This is a genomic window from Sporosarcina sp. P17b, assembly GCF_002743115.1.
In the GTDB taxonomy this organism is placed as follows: domain Bacteria; phylum Bacillota; class Bacilli; order Bacillales_A; family Planococcaceae; genus Sporosarcina; species Sporosarcina ureae_C.
The window spans coordinates 296,592-317,713 of sequence record NZ_PDYP01000003.1 but is presented as its reverse complement, the minus strand read 5'-3'; the positions used below and the strand labels follow the sequence as shown (position 1 = coordinate 317,713).

At 38.5% G+C, this 21,122-nt stretch carries 19 protein-coding genes; 11 read left to right on the top strand and 8 right to left on the bottom strand.

Going from position 1 to position 21,122, the window contains the following annotated elements; genetic code table 11:
* Nucleotides 1-23 precede the first annotated feature (23 nt).
* On the top strand, nucleotides 24-1,661 hold the full coding sequence (locus CSV76_RS05580) for an RNA-binding domain-containing protein (protein WP_099624935.1): 1,638 nt from the start codon (nucleotides 24-26) through the stop codon (nucleotides 1,659-1,661).
* Nucleotides 1,662-2,124: 463 nt separating this feature from the next.
* Here CSV76_RS05580 and CSV76_RS05575 read toward each other — a convergent pair whose 3' ends face one another.
* Nucleotides 2,125-3,024 (bottom strand): diacylglycerol/lipid kinase family protein, encoded by a 900-nt coding sequence (locus CSV76_RS05575; RefSeq protein WP_158232739.1) that lies wholly within the window; start codon nucleotides 3,022-3,024, stop codon nucleotides 2,125-2,127.
* Nucleotides 3,025-3,304: 280 nt separating this feature from the next.
* Nucleotides 3,305-4,180, bottom strand: a complete 876-nt coding sequence (locus tag CSV76_RS05570; RefSeq protein ID WP_099624947.1) for a 5'-methylthioadenosine/S-adenosylhomocysteine nucleosidase — start codon at nucleotides 4,178-4,180, stop codon at nucleotides 3,305-3,307.
* Nucleotides 4,181-4,724: 544 nt separating this feature from the next.
* Between CSV76_RS05570 and CSV76_RS05565 the strand changes: the two genes are divergently transcribed.
* Nucleotides 4,725-5,609, top strand: coding sequence for a DMT family transporter (locus tag CSV76_RS05565; RefSeq protein ID WP_099624933.1), 885 nt, complete (start codon nucleotides 4,725-4,727; stop codon nucleotides 5,607-5,609).
* Between the two features lie 85 nt (nucleotides 5,610-5,694).
* Nucleotides 5,695-5,841 (top strand): hypothetical protein, encoded by a 147-nt coding sequence (locus CSV76_RS05560; RefSeq protein ID WP_232319505.1) that lies wholly within the window; start codon nucleotides 5,695-5,697, stop codon nucleotides 5,839-5,841.
* Nucleotides 5,842-5,921: 80 nt separating this feature from the next.
* Here CSV76_RS05560 and CSV76_RS05555 read toward each other — a convergent pair whose 3' ends face one another.
* From CSV76_RS05555 to CSV76_RS05540, 4 genes are all read right to left on the bottom strand, one after another.
* Nucleotides 5,922-7,646: an N-acetylglucosaminidase gene (locus tag CSV76_RS05555; RefSeq protein WP_099624932.1), complete on the bottom strand. Its 1,725-nt coding sequence runs from the start codon at nucleotides 7,644-7,646 to the stop codon at nucleotides 5,922-5,924.
* A 201-nt stretch (nucleotides 7,647-7,847) separates the two neighbouring features.
* Entirely contained in the window at nucleotides 7,848-10,109 is a 2,262-nt protein-coding gene (gene gshAB, locus CSV76_RS05550; protein ID WP_099624931.1) for a bifunctional glutamate--cysteine ligase GshA/glutathione synthetase GshB, read from the bottom strand.
* A gap of 225 nt (nucleotides 10,110-10,334) precedes the next feature.
* Entirely contained in the window at nucleotides 10,335-11,168 is an 834-nt protein-coding gene (gene fghA, locus CSV76_RS05545; RefSeq protein WP_099624930.1) for an S-formylglutathione hydrolase, read from the bottom strand.
* Nucleotides 11,169-11,172: 4 nt separating this feature from the next.
* Entirely contained in the window at nucleotides 11,173-12,291 is a 1,119-nt protein-coding gene (locus CSV76_RS05540; RefSeq protein ID WP_085427671.1) for an S-(hydroxymethyl)glutathione dehydrogenase/class III alcohol dehydrogenase, read from the bottom strand.
* Between the two features lie 125 nt (nucleotides 12,292-12,416).
* On the opposite strand from CSV76_RS05540, the gene CSV76_RS05535 reads away from it, so the two are divergent.
* The 3 genes from CSV76_RS05535 to CSV76_RS05525 all read left to right on the top strand — a co-directional run bounded on the left by CSV76_RS05535 (nucleotide 12,417) and on the right by CSV76_RS05525 (nucleotide 14,098).
* Nucleotides 12,417-12,773 (top strand): winged helix-turn-helix transcriptional regulator, encoded by a 357-nt coding sequence (locus tag CSV76_RS05535; RefSeq protein ID WP_085427670.1) that lies wholly within the window; start codon nucleotides 12,417-12,419, stop codon nucleotides 12,771-12,773.
* Between the two features lie 74 nt (nucleotides 12,774-12,847).
* On the top strand, nucleotides 12,848-13,372 hold the full coding sequence (locus CSV76_RS05530; protein WP_085427669.1) for a YehS family protein: 525 nt from the start codon (nucleotides 12,848-12,850) through the stop codon (nucleotides 13,370-13,372).
* 42 nt (nucleotides 13,373-13,414) lie between these two features.
* Nucleotides 13,415-14,098 (top strand): peptidylprolyl isomerase, encoded by a 684-nt coding sequence (locus CSV76_RS05525; protein ID WP_085427668.1) that lies wholly within the window; start codon nucleotides 13,415-13,417, stop codon nucleotides 14,096-14,098.
* A 117-nt stretch (nucleotides 14,099-14,215) separates the two neighbouring features.
* Here the strand turns inward: CSV76_RS05525 and CSV76_RS05520 are convergent, their stop codons facing one another.
* Nucleotides 14,216-15,004, bottom strand: coding sequence for a DUF817 domain-containing protein (locus CSV76_RS05520; RefSeq protein WP_085427667.1), 789 nt, complete (start codon nucleotides 15,002-15,004; stop codon nucleotides 14,216-14,218).
* 121 nt (nucleotides 15,005-15,125) lie between these two features.
* Here CSV76_RS05520 and CSV76_RS05515 point away from each other — a divergent pair, with 121 nt between their 5' ends.
* Nucleotides 15,126-15,902, top strand: a complete 777-nt coding sequence (locus CSV76_RS05515) for a TatD family hydrolase (RefSeq protein WP_099624929.1) — start codon at nucleotides 15,126-15,128, stop codon at nucleotides 15,900-15,902.
* Between the two features lie 51 nt (nucleotides 15,903-15,953).
* On the opposite strand, the gene CSV76_RS05510 is transcribed toward CSV76_RS05515, so the two are convergent.
* Nucleotides 15,954-16,442, bottom strand: a complete 489-nt coding sequence (locus tag CSV76_RS05510) for a hypothetical protein (RefSeq protein ID WP_085427666.1) — start codon at nucleotides 16,440-16,442, stop codon at nucleotides 15,954-15,956.
* 338 nt (nucleotides 16,443-16,780) lie between these two features.
* On the opposite strand from CSV76_RS05510, the gene isdC reads away from it, so the two are divergent.
* From isdC to isdE, 4 genes are all read left to right on the top strand, one after another.
* Nucleotides 16,781-17,434, top strand: a complete 654-nt coding sequence (gene isdC, locus CSV76_RS05505; RefSeq protein WP_233204407.1) for a heme uptake protein IsdC — start codon at nucleotides 16,781-16,783, stop codon at nucleotides 17,432-17,434.
* A 2-nt stretch (nucleotides 17,435-17,436) separates the two neighbouring features.
* A complete protein-coding gene (locus CSV76_RS05500) occupies nucleotides 17,437-18,867 on the top strand; it encodes an NEAT domain-containing protein (protein ID WP_099624926.1) in 1,431 nt (476 codons plus the stop codon).
* Between the two features lie 90 nt (nucleotides 18,868-18,957).
* Nucleotides 18,958-20,169 carry an NEAT domain-containing protein gene (locus CSV76_RS05495; protein ID WP_099624925.1) on the top strand — a complete coding sequence of 404 codons (1,212 nt, stop codon included), beginning with the start codon at nucleotides 18,958-18,960 and terminating at the stop codon, nucleotides 20,167-20,169.
* Between the two features lie 48 nt (nucleotides 20,170-20,217).
* On the top strand, nucleotides 20,218-21,096 hold the full coding sequence (gene isdE, locus CSV76_RS05490) for a heme ABC transporter substrate-binding protein IsdE (protein ID WP_085429039.1): 879 nt from the start codon (nucleotides 20,218-20,220) through the stop codon (nucleotides 21,094-21,096).
* The last annotated feature ends 26 nt before the right edge of the window (nucleotides 21,097-21,122 follow it).

Genomic DNA, 21,122 nt, shown 5'->3' with positions numbered 1-21,122 from the left:
TATCAAGTTAGGAGGTGTATTCAATGGATATATTTGAAATAATCCAACAGGGTGAATCTAAGCATGTAGAGTTTAAAAGTTGGGTTAAAGCAAACAAGAAAGAACTTATGAATATTTTAACAAATGAATCTGTAGGGTTTGCCAATACTGACGGTGGTATCATCTTAGTCGGGGTAGAAGACGATGGAGAAGTAACCGGATGTTTTGATTACGATGAACAAAATATTATTGAAAGCATTTATGACAAGACTATACCTAAGCTTTTTACTGATATTGATGTAATAAAGATTGATGGCAAAGAAATTTTAAAAATAAAAATTGAAAAGTCTCCAGAAATTGTAGCCACTTCAAAAGGTATTGTATATAAAAGATTAGGGAAAAATACAAAACCATTTTATCCATCAGAATATACCTCTAATAAAATTAAAGGATTTAAAGGCGACTACTCTGCAAAAATTATCGAACCGACGACTAAAGATGATATAGACTTTACGGAAGTAGAGCGATTGAAACTAAAAATACAATCTCGTGATAAAGAGTCTACTTTATATCAATCAGATAATATCACCTTTCTAAAGGATTTACGCTTAGTAGATGTTGTTGATAATGAAATTCAGTTAACTGTAGCGGGGGTGTTATTTATTGGTACAAAAGAAGCGATTGCTAAATATATGCCACAAGCGGAAATAATAATTCTTACTTATAGCGATGGGCAAACGGAATATAATAAGCGTTTAGAGCTAAAAATCCCTTTAATTCAAATTGTAGATAGAATTCAACAATTTTTCGAAGACAGGAACGGAATTAAAAATATACAGATGGGCCTATTTAAATTAGAAGTCCAAGATTATCCTATCAATGTATTTCAAGAAGCCCTTCTTAATGCTATCTCACATCGTGATTATGAGAGTAATTCGTCAATTTTTATTAAATTTTTTCCTAACGAAATTATTATTGAAAACCCTGGCGCGTTTCCGTCTGGAGTTGACAGTACTAATATTATTACACATCCTTCATCGCCGAGAAACAAATTGATTGCAGAAACACTTCAAAAGCTAAAATACGTTCAACGTTCTGGTCAAGGTGTAGATATAATTTTTAAGGATATGCTTTCCTTAGGAAAATCAGCCCCTGAATATAATTTGTATTCTGAGGCAGTAAGTTTAACGTTAAGAAGTAGCTTAGAAGATATAGAATTTTTGAAGTTTATTACTAAAGAGCAAGAAAATAATGGGGAGTTTTCAGTTTCAGAAATTTGCATCTTAAAATACATTAAATCTAATAAAACGATAACTCTAAATAAGGCTGCAGAAGTGGCTCAAATTACAATTCAATCAGCATCAAATGTTTTAAGTAAACTTTGTCAAAAAAGAAACATTCTACAAAGAGAAGCAAGAAATAAATATATGTTTACCCATCGAGTGTATGAAAGTTTAGATGATAATATTGAGTATACAAAAGACAAAGATTTTGATGAAATACAAGCTAAAACAATGATTATTGAATATTTGAATAAAAATGGTTCGATTACTCGTCCTGATGTCGAAAGATTGTGTGGCTTTTCATCTACAAGTAGTAAACGTATTTTACAACGTTTAAGGGATGAGAAAGTTATTGTTTTAGAAGGTAGAGCAAGGGCAAGTTTTTATAGATTAAAATGATATTTAGCAGATTGTTAGTGAACAAATGAACCGATTCTGGACTGATACTATAAAATTTGGACCGATTCTGGACCGATACTACAAAGCTTGGACCAATTCCGGACCAATTCTGGACCGATAAATGACTGATTGTTATCCAATACAATAAGGTTGAAGTTCGATATAAAATGGAATAAAAATCTCACTTATATATCTCACGGCGAGCCTTACCATAAATAGATGAGGTTTTTAATTAGCTGGAAGTGTATTGCAGATAATTTTAAACATAGGTTTTCTATAAGTTCGATAGTGAAAAGAAAAGTTAATGTATAGCTACAACTAACTCTTATTGCACCGAAACGCACGATAAAGGTATTGCGAATGGGTTTGACCCAGTTGTACTAGAATCATAAGAGATTATAACAATTAAAAAAGATTCTAGATGAAGAAACCTGGAATCTTTTTTGGTAATTTTAAGTTTGATTTAAGCTTTGTTCGAAATGATAGTTATATGTTGTTGCAGAACTTTTAAAGTGAGTGGTAAATTCGGTCCTTGTTCACCATCTATATCACTTTCTTGTGTCTCACCGGCAGAAGTCGTTATGTTGACTTGTCGTGTTTTAAAGTATTGAACGTTTTCTGATTCCTTTAATTTGCCCATTATGATTGAAGGGGTCATTTTCGCAAGCTCAGTCAAGTTAAGGTGTTTAAACGCGAAGATATGGAAGTTTCCGTCTCCGTTTTCAACTTCGTTTACAATTGTTTTAATACCACCAAGCGAGTCGATGAGGGATATTAAGACAACCGATACGTCACCTTCCCATGTATGTTCTTCCATCTCAAACTTAATTGGAAAAGTGTGGTCATCCATTATTTCTTTCCCAATCGCTTTCAAGTAGGCAATGGGTCCGATTTTAGATTTTTCTGCACTGTCGACATGATGAATTGCTTTCGCAGCACTTCCAATTCCTAAAATGTTTGTAAAATAAATATCATCGTTAGCCATTCCAATGTCAATTTTTGTTTCAATACCTGAGACAAGCAATTTAATCGCATCAACAGGTTTCATTGGAATGTTTAATGAACGAGCAAGATCATTCACTGTGCCCATTGGAATGATTCCGAGTTTTGGAGGGTTATTAAATGGAGCGAGTCCATTGACAGTTTCATTCACACTTCCGTCTCCACCGAGTGAAACAACGAAGTCATAGTTATTTTCTGCAGCCTCTTTTGCAAAGCGTGTCGCATCACCTTCGCCCTCCGTATATTTCACAGTGATTTCACTGTACGCATCTTGAAGTGTTTCTCTAATTTGCTCTTCATACTCTGTTGCTTGTTCTTTTCCAGAGGAAGGATTAATAATGACTAATGCTGATTTTTTCAAATGGCTCACTCCTTTTATTTTCGTTGTTTACAATCTATTACCTATTTGTATCTATTTCAATCATTTTTCATAAAGCCATTCCAGCGCTATGTAGGAGTTTTTTAAAAACAAAGTCTCGCCCAGGGACCTTTTATTTCATATATGGAACGTAGATGCAAGCATGTACACTTCTCAGACTTTTTGAATAGGCTGCCTGATGCTTTTAAACGCTAAAAACTAGAAGAGAAAGGTTTATGGAACAAACCTTTCTCTTCTAGTTTTATTTACGAGTTAAAGTCACTTATTTTAAATTGGAGATATATTCTTTTAAAACAAGATAAACATAGTCTTGATTGGCTGAAGCAGTTTCTGGATTATATTGTCCATTATTAGTTTTGTTATTTGAAAGAATGCGTATACCTAAAAAAGGAACGTTGTAACTATCAGAAATCTGTGCTGCGGCAGCACCTTCCATTTCCTCAACAGAAGTACCGTACTTTTCATGGAACCAGTTTATGCGGTCTACTTCGTTATTCCAAAGATCTGCAGATCCAATAGTACCTTCAACAACTTTACCTAGTTCATATTGATCTTTAACCGCATTTGCTGCTGCTAATAATTCATCGTCGCCATCAAAGTAGCGAATCTTCTCTGCATCAGGATCTTCTCCGGCACTGCCTTCAGAAGCCATAAGGTCCATAGGCTTCCATAGTGATGGATCCATTCCTTCGTTTTCTTCAGCAGACTCAGTCTTCATAGAACCAATATTGACAGTTCGTTTTCCTAACACTATGTCAAATACATGTAAGTCCGGGTCGTGTCCGCCTGAAGTTCCCTGGTTAATAATAGCGATAGGGTTATACTTCTCAATTGCTAATGCAGTAGCGGCTGCAGTGTTTTCCATCCCTTTACTAGTTTTCGTAACAATTACAGGATAGTCATCGATAGTACCTTTATAAAAAACAAAGTTTCCCGATTCCTCAACTTCTGCATCGCTTAATTTCTCAGCAAACTTTTCAGCTTCAATAGGCATGGGTCCTTGAACAATAATCGGACGTAGTTCAGTTTCAGCTGTATTCTTAGTAGTTGAGTTACAGCCCGAAACGATCGTTGCTAGAATAACCATACATACAATAAAGCCAACTAATTTCATGTTCTTCAAAGATAATCTCCTCATTCCTGAATAATTCCAATCGAATAGTATCCCTAGCAAATTACTTTTCCTAGTGCATTATAAATTTCATTTGGCTAATCAGTACGTATCGTTAAAGTATAGTATGACGGCGCTTAAAATTTACTAAGTGTTAAGAGATTCCTATTACTCACTATTTTTATGCAGAATTTAGTAAAAGGCACTATTGCAATGAATACGTTATGATTATAGCAGAGGCTTTTTATGGTTTCAACCCAAAACACGAACGTTTATTTAGTAAATAATTACATTGTACGTTATATGGTGTAGATAATATTTAAATACTTGAATGTACTGAAAGAAACAATCTAAATAACGAACGATGCAAGCAAGCTCAATGCTATTAGGATGTAATGAATAGTAAAATAACGATGTAGATAAAAATATTACTATTACTGTGTTTTAATCCTGTATACATTGCCATGCTGTATGTCAGTAAGTGGATATATCTAAACAGAAATGTGTACGAAAAGTATAAGTAAGTATAGAATAGGCCAGTTGGCATTTCGTTGTAGGAAGGGTGATAAATTTGTTTAAAGCATACGCTTGGCTGACACTTTGTGTAATGGTGTGGGGCAGTAATTTTGTTTTTGGAAAGATGTTGGTCCAGGACTTTTCCCCGGCTCTTCTCACTTCGCTCAGACTATTGTTTATAGTACTTTTTCTGATTGGATTATCTTCATATAAATTACATGTGAAACGACTGAATAAATACGATTTACTAGCAGTAATTTTTCTAGGTGTTTTTGGCGTTTTTATTAACCAGTGGTCTTTTTTCGCTGGATTAGAAACGGCTGATTCAACAGCGTCTGCATTAATCTTGGCAACTACGCCCATTTTAACCGGCGTTTTAGCTGGCGTTTTTTTAAAAGAAAAATTAACAATTCGTATGTTACTAGGATCTATTGTTGCGATCATAGGTATTTTCTTTGTCGTAGCAAAAGGAAATATATCCTCTATACATATCGATAAAGGTTTATGGTGGATTGTAGTTACGATGATTACTTTCGCTATGCTAATTATCGTGACGAGACTCCTTTCCAGTAGAGTGGATCCGCTTGCAATTACTTTATATTCAAATGTTGTCGGACTAGCTGTGTCGGTTCCTTTTATTTTTTTACTTGATACGCCCATACGAATGAGTGTAAAGGTCTCCGATTGGTCATTTCTGATTGTTACAGCTGTTGTGGTACACGGTATCGCCATGTTGATTTGGAACTACAATATTAGATATGTTGATGCTTCGAAGGCCTCCATATTATCTAATTTGGAACCTTTTGTAGCGATGATAATGGGTTTGATCTTGTTGTATAAACCAATAACGGGGTCAGAAATTGTCGGTTCACTGTTTATAGTGGGAGGAGTAGTGCTGTCAACTTATCAGCGAAAAAGGCTATCAAGAGGTTTAAGATAACCACTTAGATAAATTCTTGAGCATTTATATGAAGTAGTCGGTTTTACGAATTGTGGAGTACAGGGTTACACAATTCATGTTTTTTATGAACTTGATTTTAATCTTCCCGCTGAATGATGACTCTAAAATGATTCAATCGGAAGATAGTGCAGAAGTTATTGTAAATCAATTAAAATTAAATCCACGTGTTTATGTGAAAACGGCAAGTTTCATTGCGACTAATCCATTTTAATATATTTCATCAATAATGTACGAACAGGCCTATCCAGATAAACTGGATAGGCCTGTTTTATAGTTTCACTTAGATAGTTATTAATGTGTGGTCACCGTGTTAACATTTGGAGTTATTGTATACAAGTCTGATCCGTCTTTCGGTAATTCAGAAATAACACGTAACCAACCATTTGTTTCTGAAGGTGTGGCTGATAGAGTAATCGGCATTTGACATAGAAGTTTAATTGTCCAATCCAGTTTATACTGATATGCACGGTTATGGTCTACGATGGGACCCGTTCGAATGCTGACGTTTGAACTTGCCGTAAAGCCAAGCTCATGCCTTTTATAGTCTTTGCCACCAAGCTCTTGATCTATGTTATACATATGACCTGCTGTTTTTGCTCCCCAGTAAGGGTCTGTAGCATAGCGTACGTTCATCCCAATCAATTTATTGCCGAGTGCAACGCCATTGTACTGGTATTCATGCATATTCAAGGGGTTTAAGTAATAGGTATTTAATTCATTCGCCAGCGATGTGATATTATCCTCAATAGTTGCAAAGTATTTAGAAGAGGAGGTATCGACATGTGTTGAACATTGAGTGTTAGTATCCGTTACAGTTAACCCGAATAAATTATTGTAGTTTTGTGCGTGACAACTCATGCCGTAATCACTTTCGTGAATAGCGAGTGCTAAAATGAACAATGCATTTATGCGATGCTCTTTTTCAATGGATTTTAATGTAGCACCGAGATCCTTTAGTGGACTTTTTACTGTAGCATTTGTATATCCGCCACCTGTCAGTTCTTTCGCTGCAAGTTGACTGTTGATATACGTATCTAACTCTGTCGCGCTATAGTTTGTTGGAACACGTGGTGATAGATATTGGAAGTAGGCATAATTTTCACCTACAACTTCGCCATTTCTATTAATAAATTTTGCTCCGTCGTCACTATAATACTTTATACCTTCGTTTAGAAACTCAGGTCTTTTACCGACTACATACGCACCGTCGTATTTTCCACTATGATGGTGATAAACATAATGCCATAAGCCTTGTTGATTCGCTTTATAATATGATTGACCTTTCGCTGTAGCAGTAGGAATGAGTGTGACATCTTCGTGTTTGACGTACATGTCTTGTTCACCTATATTCACCTTAACGTAGTCTGCTGTAGCGTCTGCATACGCAAGTTCTGTATCAGTAGCGACACCTGCATATTCATACTTTTGTGTAAAGGTTGGCTCTTTGTAAATAATTGTGACGGTTTGAGCATTGGTTGCTACAAAGCCGGATGGAATTTTGACATATTGTTCATTTAGCATGATGCCTTGTCCCTCTTGTAAGCTGGCATTTGCTTTGTCAAAAGTAGGGTGGCTTGAGGTAACTGAATAAGTTCCATTTTCACGAATGTCGACAACAGTATAGACATCTGTTGTGATCGTAAAAGGTTTTGTAATGGGTTGTTTTAAAGTTTTAGTTTCATTGCCGACTTGTCCCAAAGTATCCGCTGTAATATGTAAAGTATACGTTTGACCCGCTTCGTACCCTACCTCAGGTGCAGTAACGTTAACGACACGATCAAGAACAGAGATTGTAACATCTTGTATTTCATTTTTACTGTTCATAACGTAAATAGTGTCAGATAAATTGGGGGATTCAACAACAGGGTGATTGAACGTAATGGTCCATTCTTTATCAGCCGGTATGTCAGTTGCTTCATCGGTTAATGCAGCTGCATTTGCTGTTGATAGTGGGGCCAGTAGTAGTAGAGTTATGAGTAAACATAACATATACCATTTTTTAAATAAGAATCTCATTTTCCTCTCTCCTTATGGGTGGTAGTCTCATAGTATTAATCATACACTGAACGTAAGAGGAATAGGTAGAAATACTAGTTAATAGCGCTGAATGAATTTGGTTCTATGTAAAATTAATTAGTCATATATCGAAAAAAGAACAGGCCTACTCAGTTTATCTGAAAGGCCTGTTCTTTAAGGATTTTATACGCACATATGATCTTATGATAACTCAGGGAACAAATAATGCAGGATATCCGTCGTCACTCGACGAGATTCCCCTTTATAAGGGTAGATATGCATATACATCGAAGGATTAAAGTTCGCTTCAATAATGCCATACGCACCTGGATTTGCTGCTGGTACATCGAGGTCTTCAATAATGAAATCAATTCCGCTAATTTTTGCGCCTAGAGCAGCTACTGCCTCTACTGCAATCTTCTTATAATCATCGGAAAACTGATCGGTTACATCAATTGAGTCTCCGCCAGTACTGACGTTAGAGTTTTCACGTAAGTAGACAATTTCACCGTCTTTAGGGATTGAATCCAGTTGATAGCCTTGACCTTTCAGCATGAGAACTTCTAGTTCGCCCAACTGGATAAGTTCTAATGGCGTACGGTGGTCTGTACCTCTCAGTGGATCTTGGTTCTTTTCTTCAACCAGTTCCTTAATCGTGTGTGTGCCGTCTCCTGTGACGTTTGCAGGTACGCGTAGCATAATGGCAAGTACTTTATCGTGTAGCACGAACAAACGGTACTCTGTGCCATTCAGGAACTCTTCTACCAAGACAGACGAGTCTTCATTGAATGCAAGTGTGATGGCTTGCTTGTAGTCCTCGTAACTGGCACCATCTTTAAAGATAGATATGCCGATTCCGTAGTTCGTTGTTTTGGGTTTGACAACGAAAGGCGTCTTAGCGAACATCTCAAAGGCACGTAATGCATCCTCTATATTGTTGAACTCGTCACCACCAGGTACACAAAAACCCTCTTGATGAAGAATTTTTTTCGTAACCGTTTTATTTTCCATTATCAAAGTCGAGACATACGTATCTTTGCTAGTCATGTTACCGTTCTTGACGAATTCTACATGATCTCGTAATTTCAGCTTCAAGAATTGATCTTGACGATCCAAAATCTCTACTTCGATACCATGTTGAAATGCATCAAACATGAGGATTTGTGTAGACAATTCCATATCCGTAAAGCCCGTTAACTCATAAGGTTTTTCCCATAGATTGGCGTAGGTTTCTCTTGCCATTTCCAAAGCCACTTGATGTTGACTACTTTTTTGGCTTTCCGTATACAATCTGCCGGCTAGTGTCTTCGAAGGATCTTCTAGCATGGCTCTCAAATTGCTAAATAACGAGTCGGAAACAGGGAAGCCCAATTCTTTAGTCATTTTTTCCATACCATCAACTAGCTCATGCGCTTCTGTTTCAAATGTCGTATGTGACAAAGGATGCTCAAGTGCGACTACGTCATTTCGCGCATCGCCTACTTTTCCATACTCGTCACTTTCTGGATGTTCGTCTTTCTGCAGAAGATATAGAGAGAAAATATGAAGAAATTCCGCTTGTTCATAGCTAATTCCATTCGTTTCAAATGGATTCAAATCAATATTTCGTAGCTCTACATAACGAACACCTTCAGTCAAGAACTCCTCTACACGCTCGCTTCCACGTAAGCGCATCGCGGTATAGAATTCTTTTTCTTCTACGAGCAAACCTCTATTTACTACGCAAGATAAATCGTCAATATACTTCTCTATCGAGCTAAATGAAACTTTCACATCATCGTGATTGACATAGCCGAATCTGCTGCTTCTAATGCTTCTAACCGGTTCATTTGGCTGATCATCGCAACCGTAGAAATTCTCATCACTAGTAGGGGAGGCACCATAAAAGTACGTCACAAGCCAGCGGTAGTATAAGTAATTTCTAGTGAGTTTTAAATAAATATTTGTTTTGAAGTATTGATAATTATCGGTTTCGGACTGCAAATCAAATAATTTCCCGAGCAATTCATCACTGAATTCAAAATTAAAATGGATCCCGCAAATCATTTGTTTTCGGCGACCGTATGAATTAGCCAACGAGCGTCGGTAGAGAACATTTTCGAAGTTTTCCAATTTTGCAATCTTGATATCTTCCTCTTTTTTGGGAAGCGCAGGTGGCATGCTTAATGGCCATAACATTTCATCTTTTCCTATGGAGCGGTATGCCACGTCATGGATAGCTGATAGATAATCAAATAATTCGTCTCGTGTGTTCAGGACAGGGGTGATCAATTCCATTTGCGTTTCCGAGAAGTCGCGCTGAATATACGGATGTTCATCTGCCATTCCAACGCTTGCGGGGTGATCCGTCGTCGCTAAATTCCCCTCCAAATCTACGCGTTGTCCTTCCTTTTCAATACCGTACCGGGCTTTCAGAACATACGGCTTCACACGTTCATCGGCTAACATTTTCTTTAGATCCATCGTAACAGTCCCTCCTATGTAATAGATTTTAATACGTTCCTTCTATCTTAGTTCATATGCTCTTAAAAACAAAAACATCCACATCAGAAATAATGTGGACATTCGGAATGTAGCTGAATGCAATAGGAAGATGAACCGTTGATAGACAGTGCAAGGGGACGCATTCCCGTTGGCCAATTGGAAGCGCCCCCTTATATATTCTTCAACTATCTACATGTATTCAAATTATCCCAAGTTCTTCATATGGAAATCAAAGTGTTCCTCCAGGAAAGAAGAGATGAAGAAATAGCTATGATCATAGCCGTCTACTTTGTTATATTCCACTGCTTGATTATGCTGCTTCGCATTTTCAAGGAACGGTTTCTCATTCAACTGCTCCGGATAAAAGCCATCTGCAGTACCTTGCGTAATAAGTATGGGAGGAATACCTGCTTCCTTCACTAACTCGGCAGTGTCCCACTCTTTCCACGTCGCTTTGTCTTCACCTAGGTATGTCGTAAATGCTTTGATTCCCCAAGGAACATCGCTTGGACTTGAAATGGGGGAGAACGCGGAAATCGCTTTGAAACGGTCTGCATTCTTCATTCCGATCATCAAGGCACCATAACCGCCCATCGAGTGACCCATAATACTTTCGTTACCTGAGAAGTTAGGCACAAGAGTAGCAGCCAGTTCACTTAGCTCCTGTGTTATATAAGAATACATCTGATAATGCGTTGCCCATGGCTCTTCTGTTGCGTTTAGATAAAAGCTCGCACCTTGTCCAAGGTCGAATGCCTCATCGTCCGCTACGTCTTCTCCACGTGGTGATGTATCTGGAATAATTACTGCCGCTTGATGTTTTTCAGCCAAGCTTTGGAAACCACTTTTTTGACTGAAGTTATCATCCGTACATGTTAATCCCGATAAAAACCAAATGAGAGGTATTTCTTTTTGCTCTGTATTTGACGGTAAGAAGATACTAAATGTCATATCACACTTGAGGACTTCTGAATAATGGTTGTACTTGTTTTGTTCCCCACCAAAAGATCGTCTTTGCTCAACGCGTTCTACATTCATGATCTCACTCTCCATATGTTAGTATTGATCGAATTGATTCACCTTTATGCAGTAAATCAAATGCTTCATTGATATCGGTAAAGTTTAGTTGGTGCGTAATGAACGAATCTAAATCAATTTCACCGTCCATGTAGTCATCAATCATCCCTGGCAATTCAGTTCTTCCTTTTACTCCGCCAAATGCAGATCCACGCCATACGCGACCTGTAACTAGTTGGAATGGACGTGTATGAATTTCTTTACCAGCACCTGCGACACCAATGATGATGCTCTCGCCCCAACCTTTATGGCAGCATTCAAGAGCAGCTTTCATGACTTCGACATTACCGATACACTCGAAGCTGTAATCTACACCGCCGTCGGTCATGTCTACAATGACTTCTTGAATTGGCTTGTCGAATTTAGAAGGGTTGATGAAATCGGTTGCTCCCATCTTCTTCGCTAGTTCAAACTTATCTTCATTGAGATCGATTGCGATGATTCGGCTTGCTTTCGCTTGCTTTAGTCCTTGAATAACGGCTAAACCAATAGCTCCTAGACCGAAGACTGCTGTAACAGCACCTTCTTCTACTTTCGCTGTCTTATGAACAGCTCCGATACCTGTAGTGACGCCGCAACCAAATAGACATACTTTATCAAGTGGTACGTTATGATCTTCTACTTTAACTAGGGAGATTTCAGACACGACAGTATACTCACTGAAAGTACTTGTTCCCATGTAGTGATAGATGGGTTCACCGTTGTAAGAGAAGCGTGTAGTACCGTCAGGCATTAATCCTTTACCTTGTGTTTCGCGAATTGCGCCGCATAGGTTAGTTTTACCGGATAGACAGAACTTACATTTTCCACATTCAGGTGTGTACAGTGGAATCACGTGATCGCCAGGTTTGACGGAAGTAACTCCTTCACCTATTGAAACTACGACACCAGCACCTTCATGACCTAAAACGGCAGGGAATACTCCTTCCGCGTCATCGCCCGATAGTGTATATGCGTCTGTGTGACAGACAGAAGTGTAAAGAATTTTGACTAATACCTCATTAGCTTTTGGTTCTTCTACATCGATTTCTACAATTTTAAGTGGTTCTCCAGGTTTGAATGCTACAGCTGCTCTACTTTTCAAATGAAGCCCTTCTTTCTTTTGCTTTATAGTGTTTACATTTCTATCATTACATATTATAATTCACCATGCAATACTGACTCTTTTGTCACTATGAACATGAATAGTATAGAAAGAAGTGAAGCAATATGGTCATTCATTATAAAGATAAACAATATTTCACTAGTAAGGATTTAGCTTTATCCGTCATTGGCGGGCGTTGGAAAATTGCGATTATCTGGTGCTTGCTACACGAATCGCCATTACGACTAAGCGAGATGCAGAAAAAGCTTCCTGACGCCAATCAACGCATGTTAATCAGACAGTTGCGTGAGTTGGAAGAGGATAATATTGTGACACGCTACGTTTATCCTGTTGTACCACCTAAAGTGGAATATCAATTAAGTGAAACGGGTCTGCTATTAGAACCAGTCGTGACATCGATTTGTAATTTCGGAGACCAGTTTTTACAAACGATAGAAGCAGATCAAACAACAGTCGACTGAATGAGGACATTCTATAACCAAACAGGCTATACTAAGAATCACAGCAATATACTAGAGAAGGAACAGGTGATCACATGAATAATAATGACATTTTAAGTAGACTGCGTTATGCACTGGATTTGAAAGACTCGGCAGTTGTTGAAATGTTTGCGCTAGGCGGACTGAAAACAAACAGAGCGGAAGTTAAAGAAATGCTAACAAAAACGAATGAGGATAGCACGGATGAAATGCAAATGAATGAATATGCCAAAGAAATTGACAACATTACGTTAGAGTCATTTCTTAATGGACTCATCATTTCAAAAAGAGGAGTACCTGAGAACACAGGAAATGCTCCCCAACCATTTTTAATGTCTGAAGAGGGCCATCGTAATGTAAATAATATTTTGCTGAAAAAAGTAAAAATTGCGTTAGCGCTCACAAGTGAAGATATGCTTGATATTCTAGAAAGTGTCGGTGTGACGATTTCTAAAAATGAATTAAGTGCTGTTCTTCGTAAAGAAGGGCACCGCAATTACAAACCATGTGGAGATCGATATGCACGTAACTTTTTAAAAGGGTTAGCGATTCGTTATCGCGATACAGACACCGAGAATTAATAGGATATAATGAAAGATAAAAGTTAGGAGTGTTGGGAAAATATGTTCAAGCGTAACAAAGCATTGTACTTTATGATGAGTATACTGGCGTTGGCCATTCTTTTAGTAGGTTGTGGAAAAGCGACTGAAGAAGAACCAGCAGAAACGACTACCGAGACACCGAAAGAAGAACCTAAAGAACAAGCGGTAGATTACTCAGCAGATGTAAAAGAGAATCCAGTTGTAACCATTACAATGGAAAATGACGAACAAATCGTTTTAGAATTAGAGCCGACTGTTGCACCGAATTCAGTAGCAAACTTCATTTCGTTAATTGAAGACGGCTACTATGACGGGTTGATTTTCCATCGCGTCATTCCAGGCTTTATGATCCAAGGTGGCGACTCCTCGGGTGACGGGACAGGCGGACCTGGTTACTCTATTGATGGAGAATTCTCTTCAAACGGTTTTGAAAACAATATGAAGCATGAGCGTGGTGTCTTGTCGATGGCACGTGCACAGGATCCGAATTCCGCTGGTTCACAATTCTTCATCATGACAGATGAAACGGCTTCTCTGGATGGCGAGTATGCAGCTTTCGGTAAAGTGATTGAAGGCATGGAAACAGTAGATGCTATCGTGGCTAATGAAACAGACGCTATGGATAAGCCTGTTGAAGAGCAAAAGATGAAGACGGTTGAAGTAGATACGAAAGGCTTCGATTATCCTAAACCAACTACACATTAATACGGAATGAAAAACGCAATAGCCCATCATATAGGGCTATTGCGTTTTTACTAGTTACGACGTCTATATTTCCTGGGAAATCAGTATGATATATGATTCGCAGTACAAAAAAATGAGCTACTCTTTTTTAATTTGCTTTAACGTAGCGACGATAAGAAAACTAACAATGACCAGTAACAACCAAGAACTTAATTTTCCGATTCCGACTAGGTGCCATGTCTCACTCTGGTTTGGATAGGTCCATGCACCAAAGAAAGTAGCAATGTTTTCAGCAATCCAAACAAAAAAACCTATAAGAACAAATGAAAGGGCTAACGGCATTCGATACGATACATCGTTTACCTGATAGCGTACCGACGCACGCCAGAAAACGATTAGAACGAGTACAGACAACCACCAACGCATATCAATCCAATAGTGGTGAGTGAAGAAATTTCCGTAGATGGCAATGGATAGCGGAACGACTATGTAGAAGGAAGGCCATTGAATGAGTTGTACATCAAGTCGACGCCAGGCCTGACACAAATAGCTTGCTACACTCGCATACATAAAGCCACTGTATAAGGGGACACCTAAAATTTTGAAATACCCTTCCTCAGGGTAAGACCATGAACCCATATGTACTTTGAAGATCTCCAAAGTAAGACCGATCATATGAAAGAGCGTAATTACTTTTAGTTCGTCCCGTGTTTCAAGACCCGAGCGTACCATCCACCACTGAGTTGCTACAAAAATTAGAAGCAACCAATCATACCTTGGCAGAAATGGCAGAGTGATAATTTGTGTTAGTGCAAGCGAAGCGAAAATTATGACAGGGAAGATACAAGAAAGTGCTTGTTGCCAGCCAAACGTACCAAGTTGTTTTATAGCATGTACGACTCTTGTTTGTATGCGGTGCGAATTCATAAACCACCACCTGCTTTTCCTAATGTAAATTAGTAGGACGCAGATATAATAGACAAGGTTCATTTACGGGTAGACGTTTCACGTGGAACATAGTAAATCAAAGCGGGGGGAGTAATGGGTCTTGAGAAGATATGTAATCGATGCACATATTCATATGGATATGTATGAAATAGATCAACGTAGTAAGATTTTGAATGAATTGGAGCAAAATGATGTAACTGCACTAGTTTCGGTCTCGAATAATCTTGAGTCTTCTGTAAGACAACTAAACCTTGCAAAAACAGATGATAGAATCAAACCAGCAATTGGTTACCACCCCGAACAAGTTTTGCCGACAGAACAAGAAGCATTATCTATTTTAAGACTAATTGATGATCATGCAGAAAGTCTAACGGCTATTGGAGAAGTGGGGTTGCCTTATTATTTGAGACGAGAACGGCCCGGCCTGGATTTAGCTCCTTATGTACATTTGTTAGAGTGTTTTATCCGAAAGGCTGGACAACTTGATTTACCAATCGCTTTACATGCGGTGTACGAAGATGCGGAAATAGTGTGTGAGTTACTGGAAAAGTATTCAGTTTCTCGCGCCCACTTCCACTGGTTTAAAGGAGAAGATCGTGTTTTGCATCGAATTATTTCAAATGGCTATATGATTTCAGTAACGCCTGAAGTGGTATATAGGCCAAAGATCCAACAATTAGTAGAAAGTGTTCCACTCAGTCAACTAATGGTAGAAACCGATGGGCCTTGGCCCTTTGAGGAGATGTTCAAAGGTAAGTTAACGCACCCCTCTATGGTCCATGAGAGTATGAAGAGCATAGCAGTCATCAAAGGGATTGATCTAGAAGAAGTCTATGAAGAGATATATACTAGAACACAAGAATTTTATCGACTATAAAACAGGGATACGTCATAGCGACGTATCCCTGTTTTCTAATAGTTATAATCTTCATGTACAAATTACAATGATTTTATGTGGCGTAGTCTGCGCGGGAATGCTTCTTGTTGCCGAACCGTACAGCACAATCAAATTCCGGTCTGCTATATTTCCTGTAAAATACTGACCATTTGTAGACAGTATTTCAGTTTGTGGAGATAGATTTAGCTGAAGCGTTCCATCGCTACTTTGTAAGCGACGATTGAAGGAGTCCACTTTGATATTTTCGCTTTTAGAATCCTTTGACATAACAATGGCTCTAAATTGAGGAGGATAGATCATAGGAGTGGCGGCGTCCGCATCATAAAATCCTGTAACGTGATCGCCAACATGAATTTTCACTTGATGGACGAAATAAGTTGTTGGTTCTACTACAAAGTTAACAACGTTTCCGCGACCATTATCGACTGTCATTAGCATGTAGCAACCTGAGTCGTTGTTTTGCCCGGTGTAAAAATCATTTATCACCATTACGACACCGCTAAAAGATTCAAGATTCATTATAAAACTCCTTTCATTCTTAACTCGTATCTATCTAGACTATGCAAAGCCCCTTAGTTCGTGACTAACTAAAAAGCATGAAATATAAATTGAAATAATTTTCCAAAATATGATTGACATAATGGCCAATAAAAGATATATTAAATGATAACTGTTCTCATTTATCTCTTAAAATCGTCACATAGTCGTCATAAAAAAATAGACGTTTGAGTGCCTTCCTTTCATGTATGGGGCTATTTATGAGATACTTTAGAAGTAGAAGTCTATCCGACAATTGGCAATCAATTATTGGATTTATGTAGCATGAAAAATGACAAGTGAGAGGAGATTATGTACAAGTGAAAAAAACATTTTTGTACTTTTTAGTTGTAAGTTTTTTCGTGCTGACAGTTGGCTTGCCACAAGCGTCCGCTAAAATAGCGGATGGTACTCAGCAATTAAACTATCAAGTAAACCAGCCAGATAGCTCTAATGCATCTATTGCTAATGATTACTTTCAAAAGCCAGCACTCGTCACCGTAACGAATGGTTCTGCCATCGTACAGCTTACTCTTAAGAACAGCTCTTGGATTACGAAGTTTGAGCCAGCGGGCGGAGCAGAAGTAGTCAATGAAGATCTTAAAGCCGATACAAGAGTGGTAGAGTTTAGTGTAAGTGACATTTCTAAACCAGTGAAGATTCCTATGAAAGTTGATGTCGAGGATATCAATTATCACCACGAGTATACAGTTGACTTGGTGTTTGAAGAAAAAGCTGCCGTTACACCACCAGCTGTAAAACCACCTGCAACGAATACTACTCCACCAAGTGCTAACACGAACACGAATACCAATACGAGCACAGGTACTATAACGAAAAAGCCTACTACCCAAAAGCCAGTAAAGAATCCGCAAACTAGTGATTCAACGCCGTACCTATTAATCTTTGTATTAGCAGGTTCTGCATTTTTATTGTATAGAACTAGATTCCAAAAAAAACAGGGGGAACAATAATTATGACGAAAAAAACATCATCTCGCGCAACAAAAGTAGTACTTGCTTCACTATTAGCAGCTTCTATCGCTATTCCAACAGCAGCATCCGCTAACCCGATCAGCACAAGTGATCAAGCAGTGTCAGCTTTGAAACAGACGATTGCTGTGGATCAAGTAGTTGACTTTCATGTTTATAAATCAGGTACAACTACACCAGAACCTGCAATCAGTAGCCACCTCATTCCACAAGGTACGTTGGTAGAAAAAGATGGAGTAACATATGCGAAGGTAACGGTTGCAGTTAAATCAGCTCCTATGATTGCAGGCTTTCAAACGAAACAAGGAGAAGAGTTTGCTGATGCAACGGAAGTTAAAAATACGGACGGCACAACGACTTATACTTTCCCAGTAGTAGCGGATGAAATACATTCAGGCAAAATCCATGTTGTATATGCACCTGCTAACATGGATAAGTGGTATCCATTCGATTTCAAAGCAACGGTCGCTAAAGCAGACACAGATGCAGAAACAATTAGTAAAGTAAACGTAAAAGTTTACAAAGATGGAACAAAAGAAGAGTCGATCATGAAGGATTACATGTCATCGACAGCTTCAGTAAAGAAAGTAACCGATGGTAATGAAGTAACTCTTACTTTCCCTAAAGGCGGTTACATCCACGGCTTCAAAATTGCTGGCAAGGAAATCCCAATTGCAACAGATGACAAATCAACAGGGGCACGCACATACACATTTAAAGTAGCAGACCTAACAAAGTTAGTGAATGCTGACCTTCACGTTATTGTAAATGAAGGACCTGTTAAGTATGATGCAAACCATAAAGTACAACTGGACTTCACTAATGAAGTGAAACCAAACCCTACACCAGTCGTAAATCCATTTAAAGATATTGACAAAGACGGCAACAAAGAAGCGATCCTTGCGTTGCTTGATAAAGGGATTGTAAAAAGCGCGGATAAGTTCAATCCACGCAACAACATTACACGTTCACAGTTTGCATTAATGGTAGCACGTGCGTTAAATCTCGACACAACTAAAGATGTTGGATTTAAAGACTTAGGTAAAATCACAGATAAAGAACGGATCAGCGCAATCAATGCTCTAGCGGAAGCAGGCATTGTACAAACGAATGAAAAGTTCAACCCGAATAACACGTTGACTCGTCAGCAAGGTGCTTTGATGTTGTACCGTGCAATTCAATTTGCAGAAGGTAAAGAAATCAAAAAAGGAGATACAACTCTTCCGTTCTATGCAGATGGAAAAGTCATTACAGATCCTGAAGCGAAGCAAGCATTTGCATTGTTATACGCTGAAAAAATCATGACAGGCGCAAAACAGCCGAATGGCAAAGTCTTGATCAACTCTGGCGATTCCCTACAACGTACACAAATGGCTAAAATTCTAAACGGTTCATTGAACTTCATGAAAAAATAAGAGTAAATACAGATACTTCCTTTCGCTTTTTTACATGCGGAAGGAAGTTCCTGTCGTTTTACACGATATGTAAAGGAGTGTACGTTTGAAATGAAAAGAATTGTGTGGTTGCCTCTACTTTTGCTACTCATCTCAGCGTGGCTTCCTTTTCATTCTGTAAATGCAAATGAAAGCAAAACTAACGCAACGGATGACTATCAAGTTGAACTAAATTTTCTATCACATGAAGCAGAGGATACAGATGTTTTATTTATTAAGCAGGCTACGTTAACTGTTAAGGAAGATCGCTATACGTTATCGATTTCAGCGAAAAATGATCACATCCTAACGCATATCACTGCCATGCAGCAAGGGAACAAAATGAGTACCCGGCTGAATAGAGCAGAAAATTTAGTTCAGTTTGATATTAAGGATGTACAACAAAAGATTGAATTAGCAGGAACGTATAGATTAGCGACAGAACATGCACAGCAAACATTTTCTTCTGAGCTCCTCATCGAGCAACAGTCATTGCCAGCGTTTGATCAAAAACCGACACAGTCAATTCAGGCAGGTGATGATACGATACACTATCAACTGCTGTTAGCTGGAAAATTGTCTGCCATGAATGACTATGTCAATCCAGTAATTCGTGTTATTGAACGTGATCATCGATTCTATGCACAGTTGGAAATACTTCATCCTAGCAAGGTCAAGGGATTTACTGTAGAGCAGCAAGGAAATTTAGTGGAACCTAAATTAGTATCGCAAACCGATACGCGTATTGTGCAGTTTGAAGTAGAAGACTTCCAGAAGGGGATAGGCGTTTGGATGAAAGCGGAGAACCCTGTGAGTTCACATGTAGAAGAAGAGTTTTTGCAAATTGTTTTCAACCAGCAACAAACGGCGAAGTTTCTACGTAAGGAAGCTTCAAATAGTAAAGCTGTTTCTTCATTGACTAAGCGAGTAGAGCAACCTGCAAAATCTACTACTGCAGAGAAACCATCTACCGTTACGAAAAAAGATGAAAAATTGGATAAGTCATCCGAAGAAAAGCAGCCAGTACAGACAGACGTACCTCCTCTTCTGACGGAAGAAAAACTGGAGTTTGATCGTACAGTGGACGATGCAAAGAAACAACCAGATCAAGTCGTTGCACAAGTAGCAAGTGAACCTGAAGAGGTGGCAATGAACGAGGAGACCGATCAGACAATACCGTTTGATGTGTTGAGAATCGGTGTATTATTATCATTATGTATGCTGTCGGGTATTTTATTTTTACGCAGGCTGACAAAGAAAAACAGCATGATAAGTGATAAATAACGAGTGGAGGATTACATTGTGCAAAAAAAGTGGAAATATATACTGCTGATGTTGGCAATCATGACAGCAGCGATTATCGCAGGATGCGGTAATGATAAAGAAGAAAAGGCTGTTTCAGCAGATGACGCAGTGAAGAGTGAAACAGATACAACAAGTGATCAGCGAATTATTGCCGGTACTGTCGTTATTGCAGAAATTCTCGATAAGTTAGATATAGATGCTATCGCTATTCCTGAATCTGAAAAACAAATGGCAAGCCGTTTCGACGGACTTCCTACTATTGGTAATGCCATGACGCCCGATATGGAAATCGTGAAATCCTTGGACACGACAGATTTCTTATCTGTTTCTACATTGGAATATGATCTTGAAGGTGGGTTTGAGCAATTGAATATACCCGCGACATTTTTGAACTTTCAAAGTATCGATTCGATGATGGAGGAAATCCAAGGTCTTGGAGTGCGTTATGATCGTACAGCACAAGCAGATAAATTAGTAGGGGATCTACAGAAGAAAATTGAAGCAGCGGAAGTTGTGGCTGCGAACCGTAAAGGGCCAAGCGTTTTGATCTTACTCGGTATTCCAGGCAGTTATTTAGTAGCTACAGAAAATTCCTACGCAGGTGACCTAGTGAAACGTGCAGGGGGAACGAATGTAATGGAAGGGCAGGATCCTGAATACTTATCATCCAATACGGAGTATCTTCATAATAGTAATCCAGACATTATCTTGCGTCTATCACATGGCATGCCGGATGAGGTCGTGGAAATGTTCAACGAAGAGTTTCAAACAAATGATGTATGGAAACATTTCGATGCTGTAAAAAACGGTAAAGTATATGATTTAGAAGAAGAGTTATTCGGTACAACGGCTTCTTTGCAAGTACCTGAGGCATTAAGTGAGCTAATGAAGATATTCTATCGATAACTCGATGAATTTCGTTTGAAAAGGAA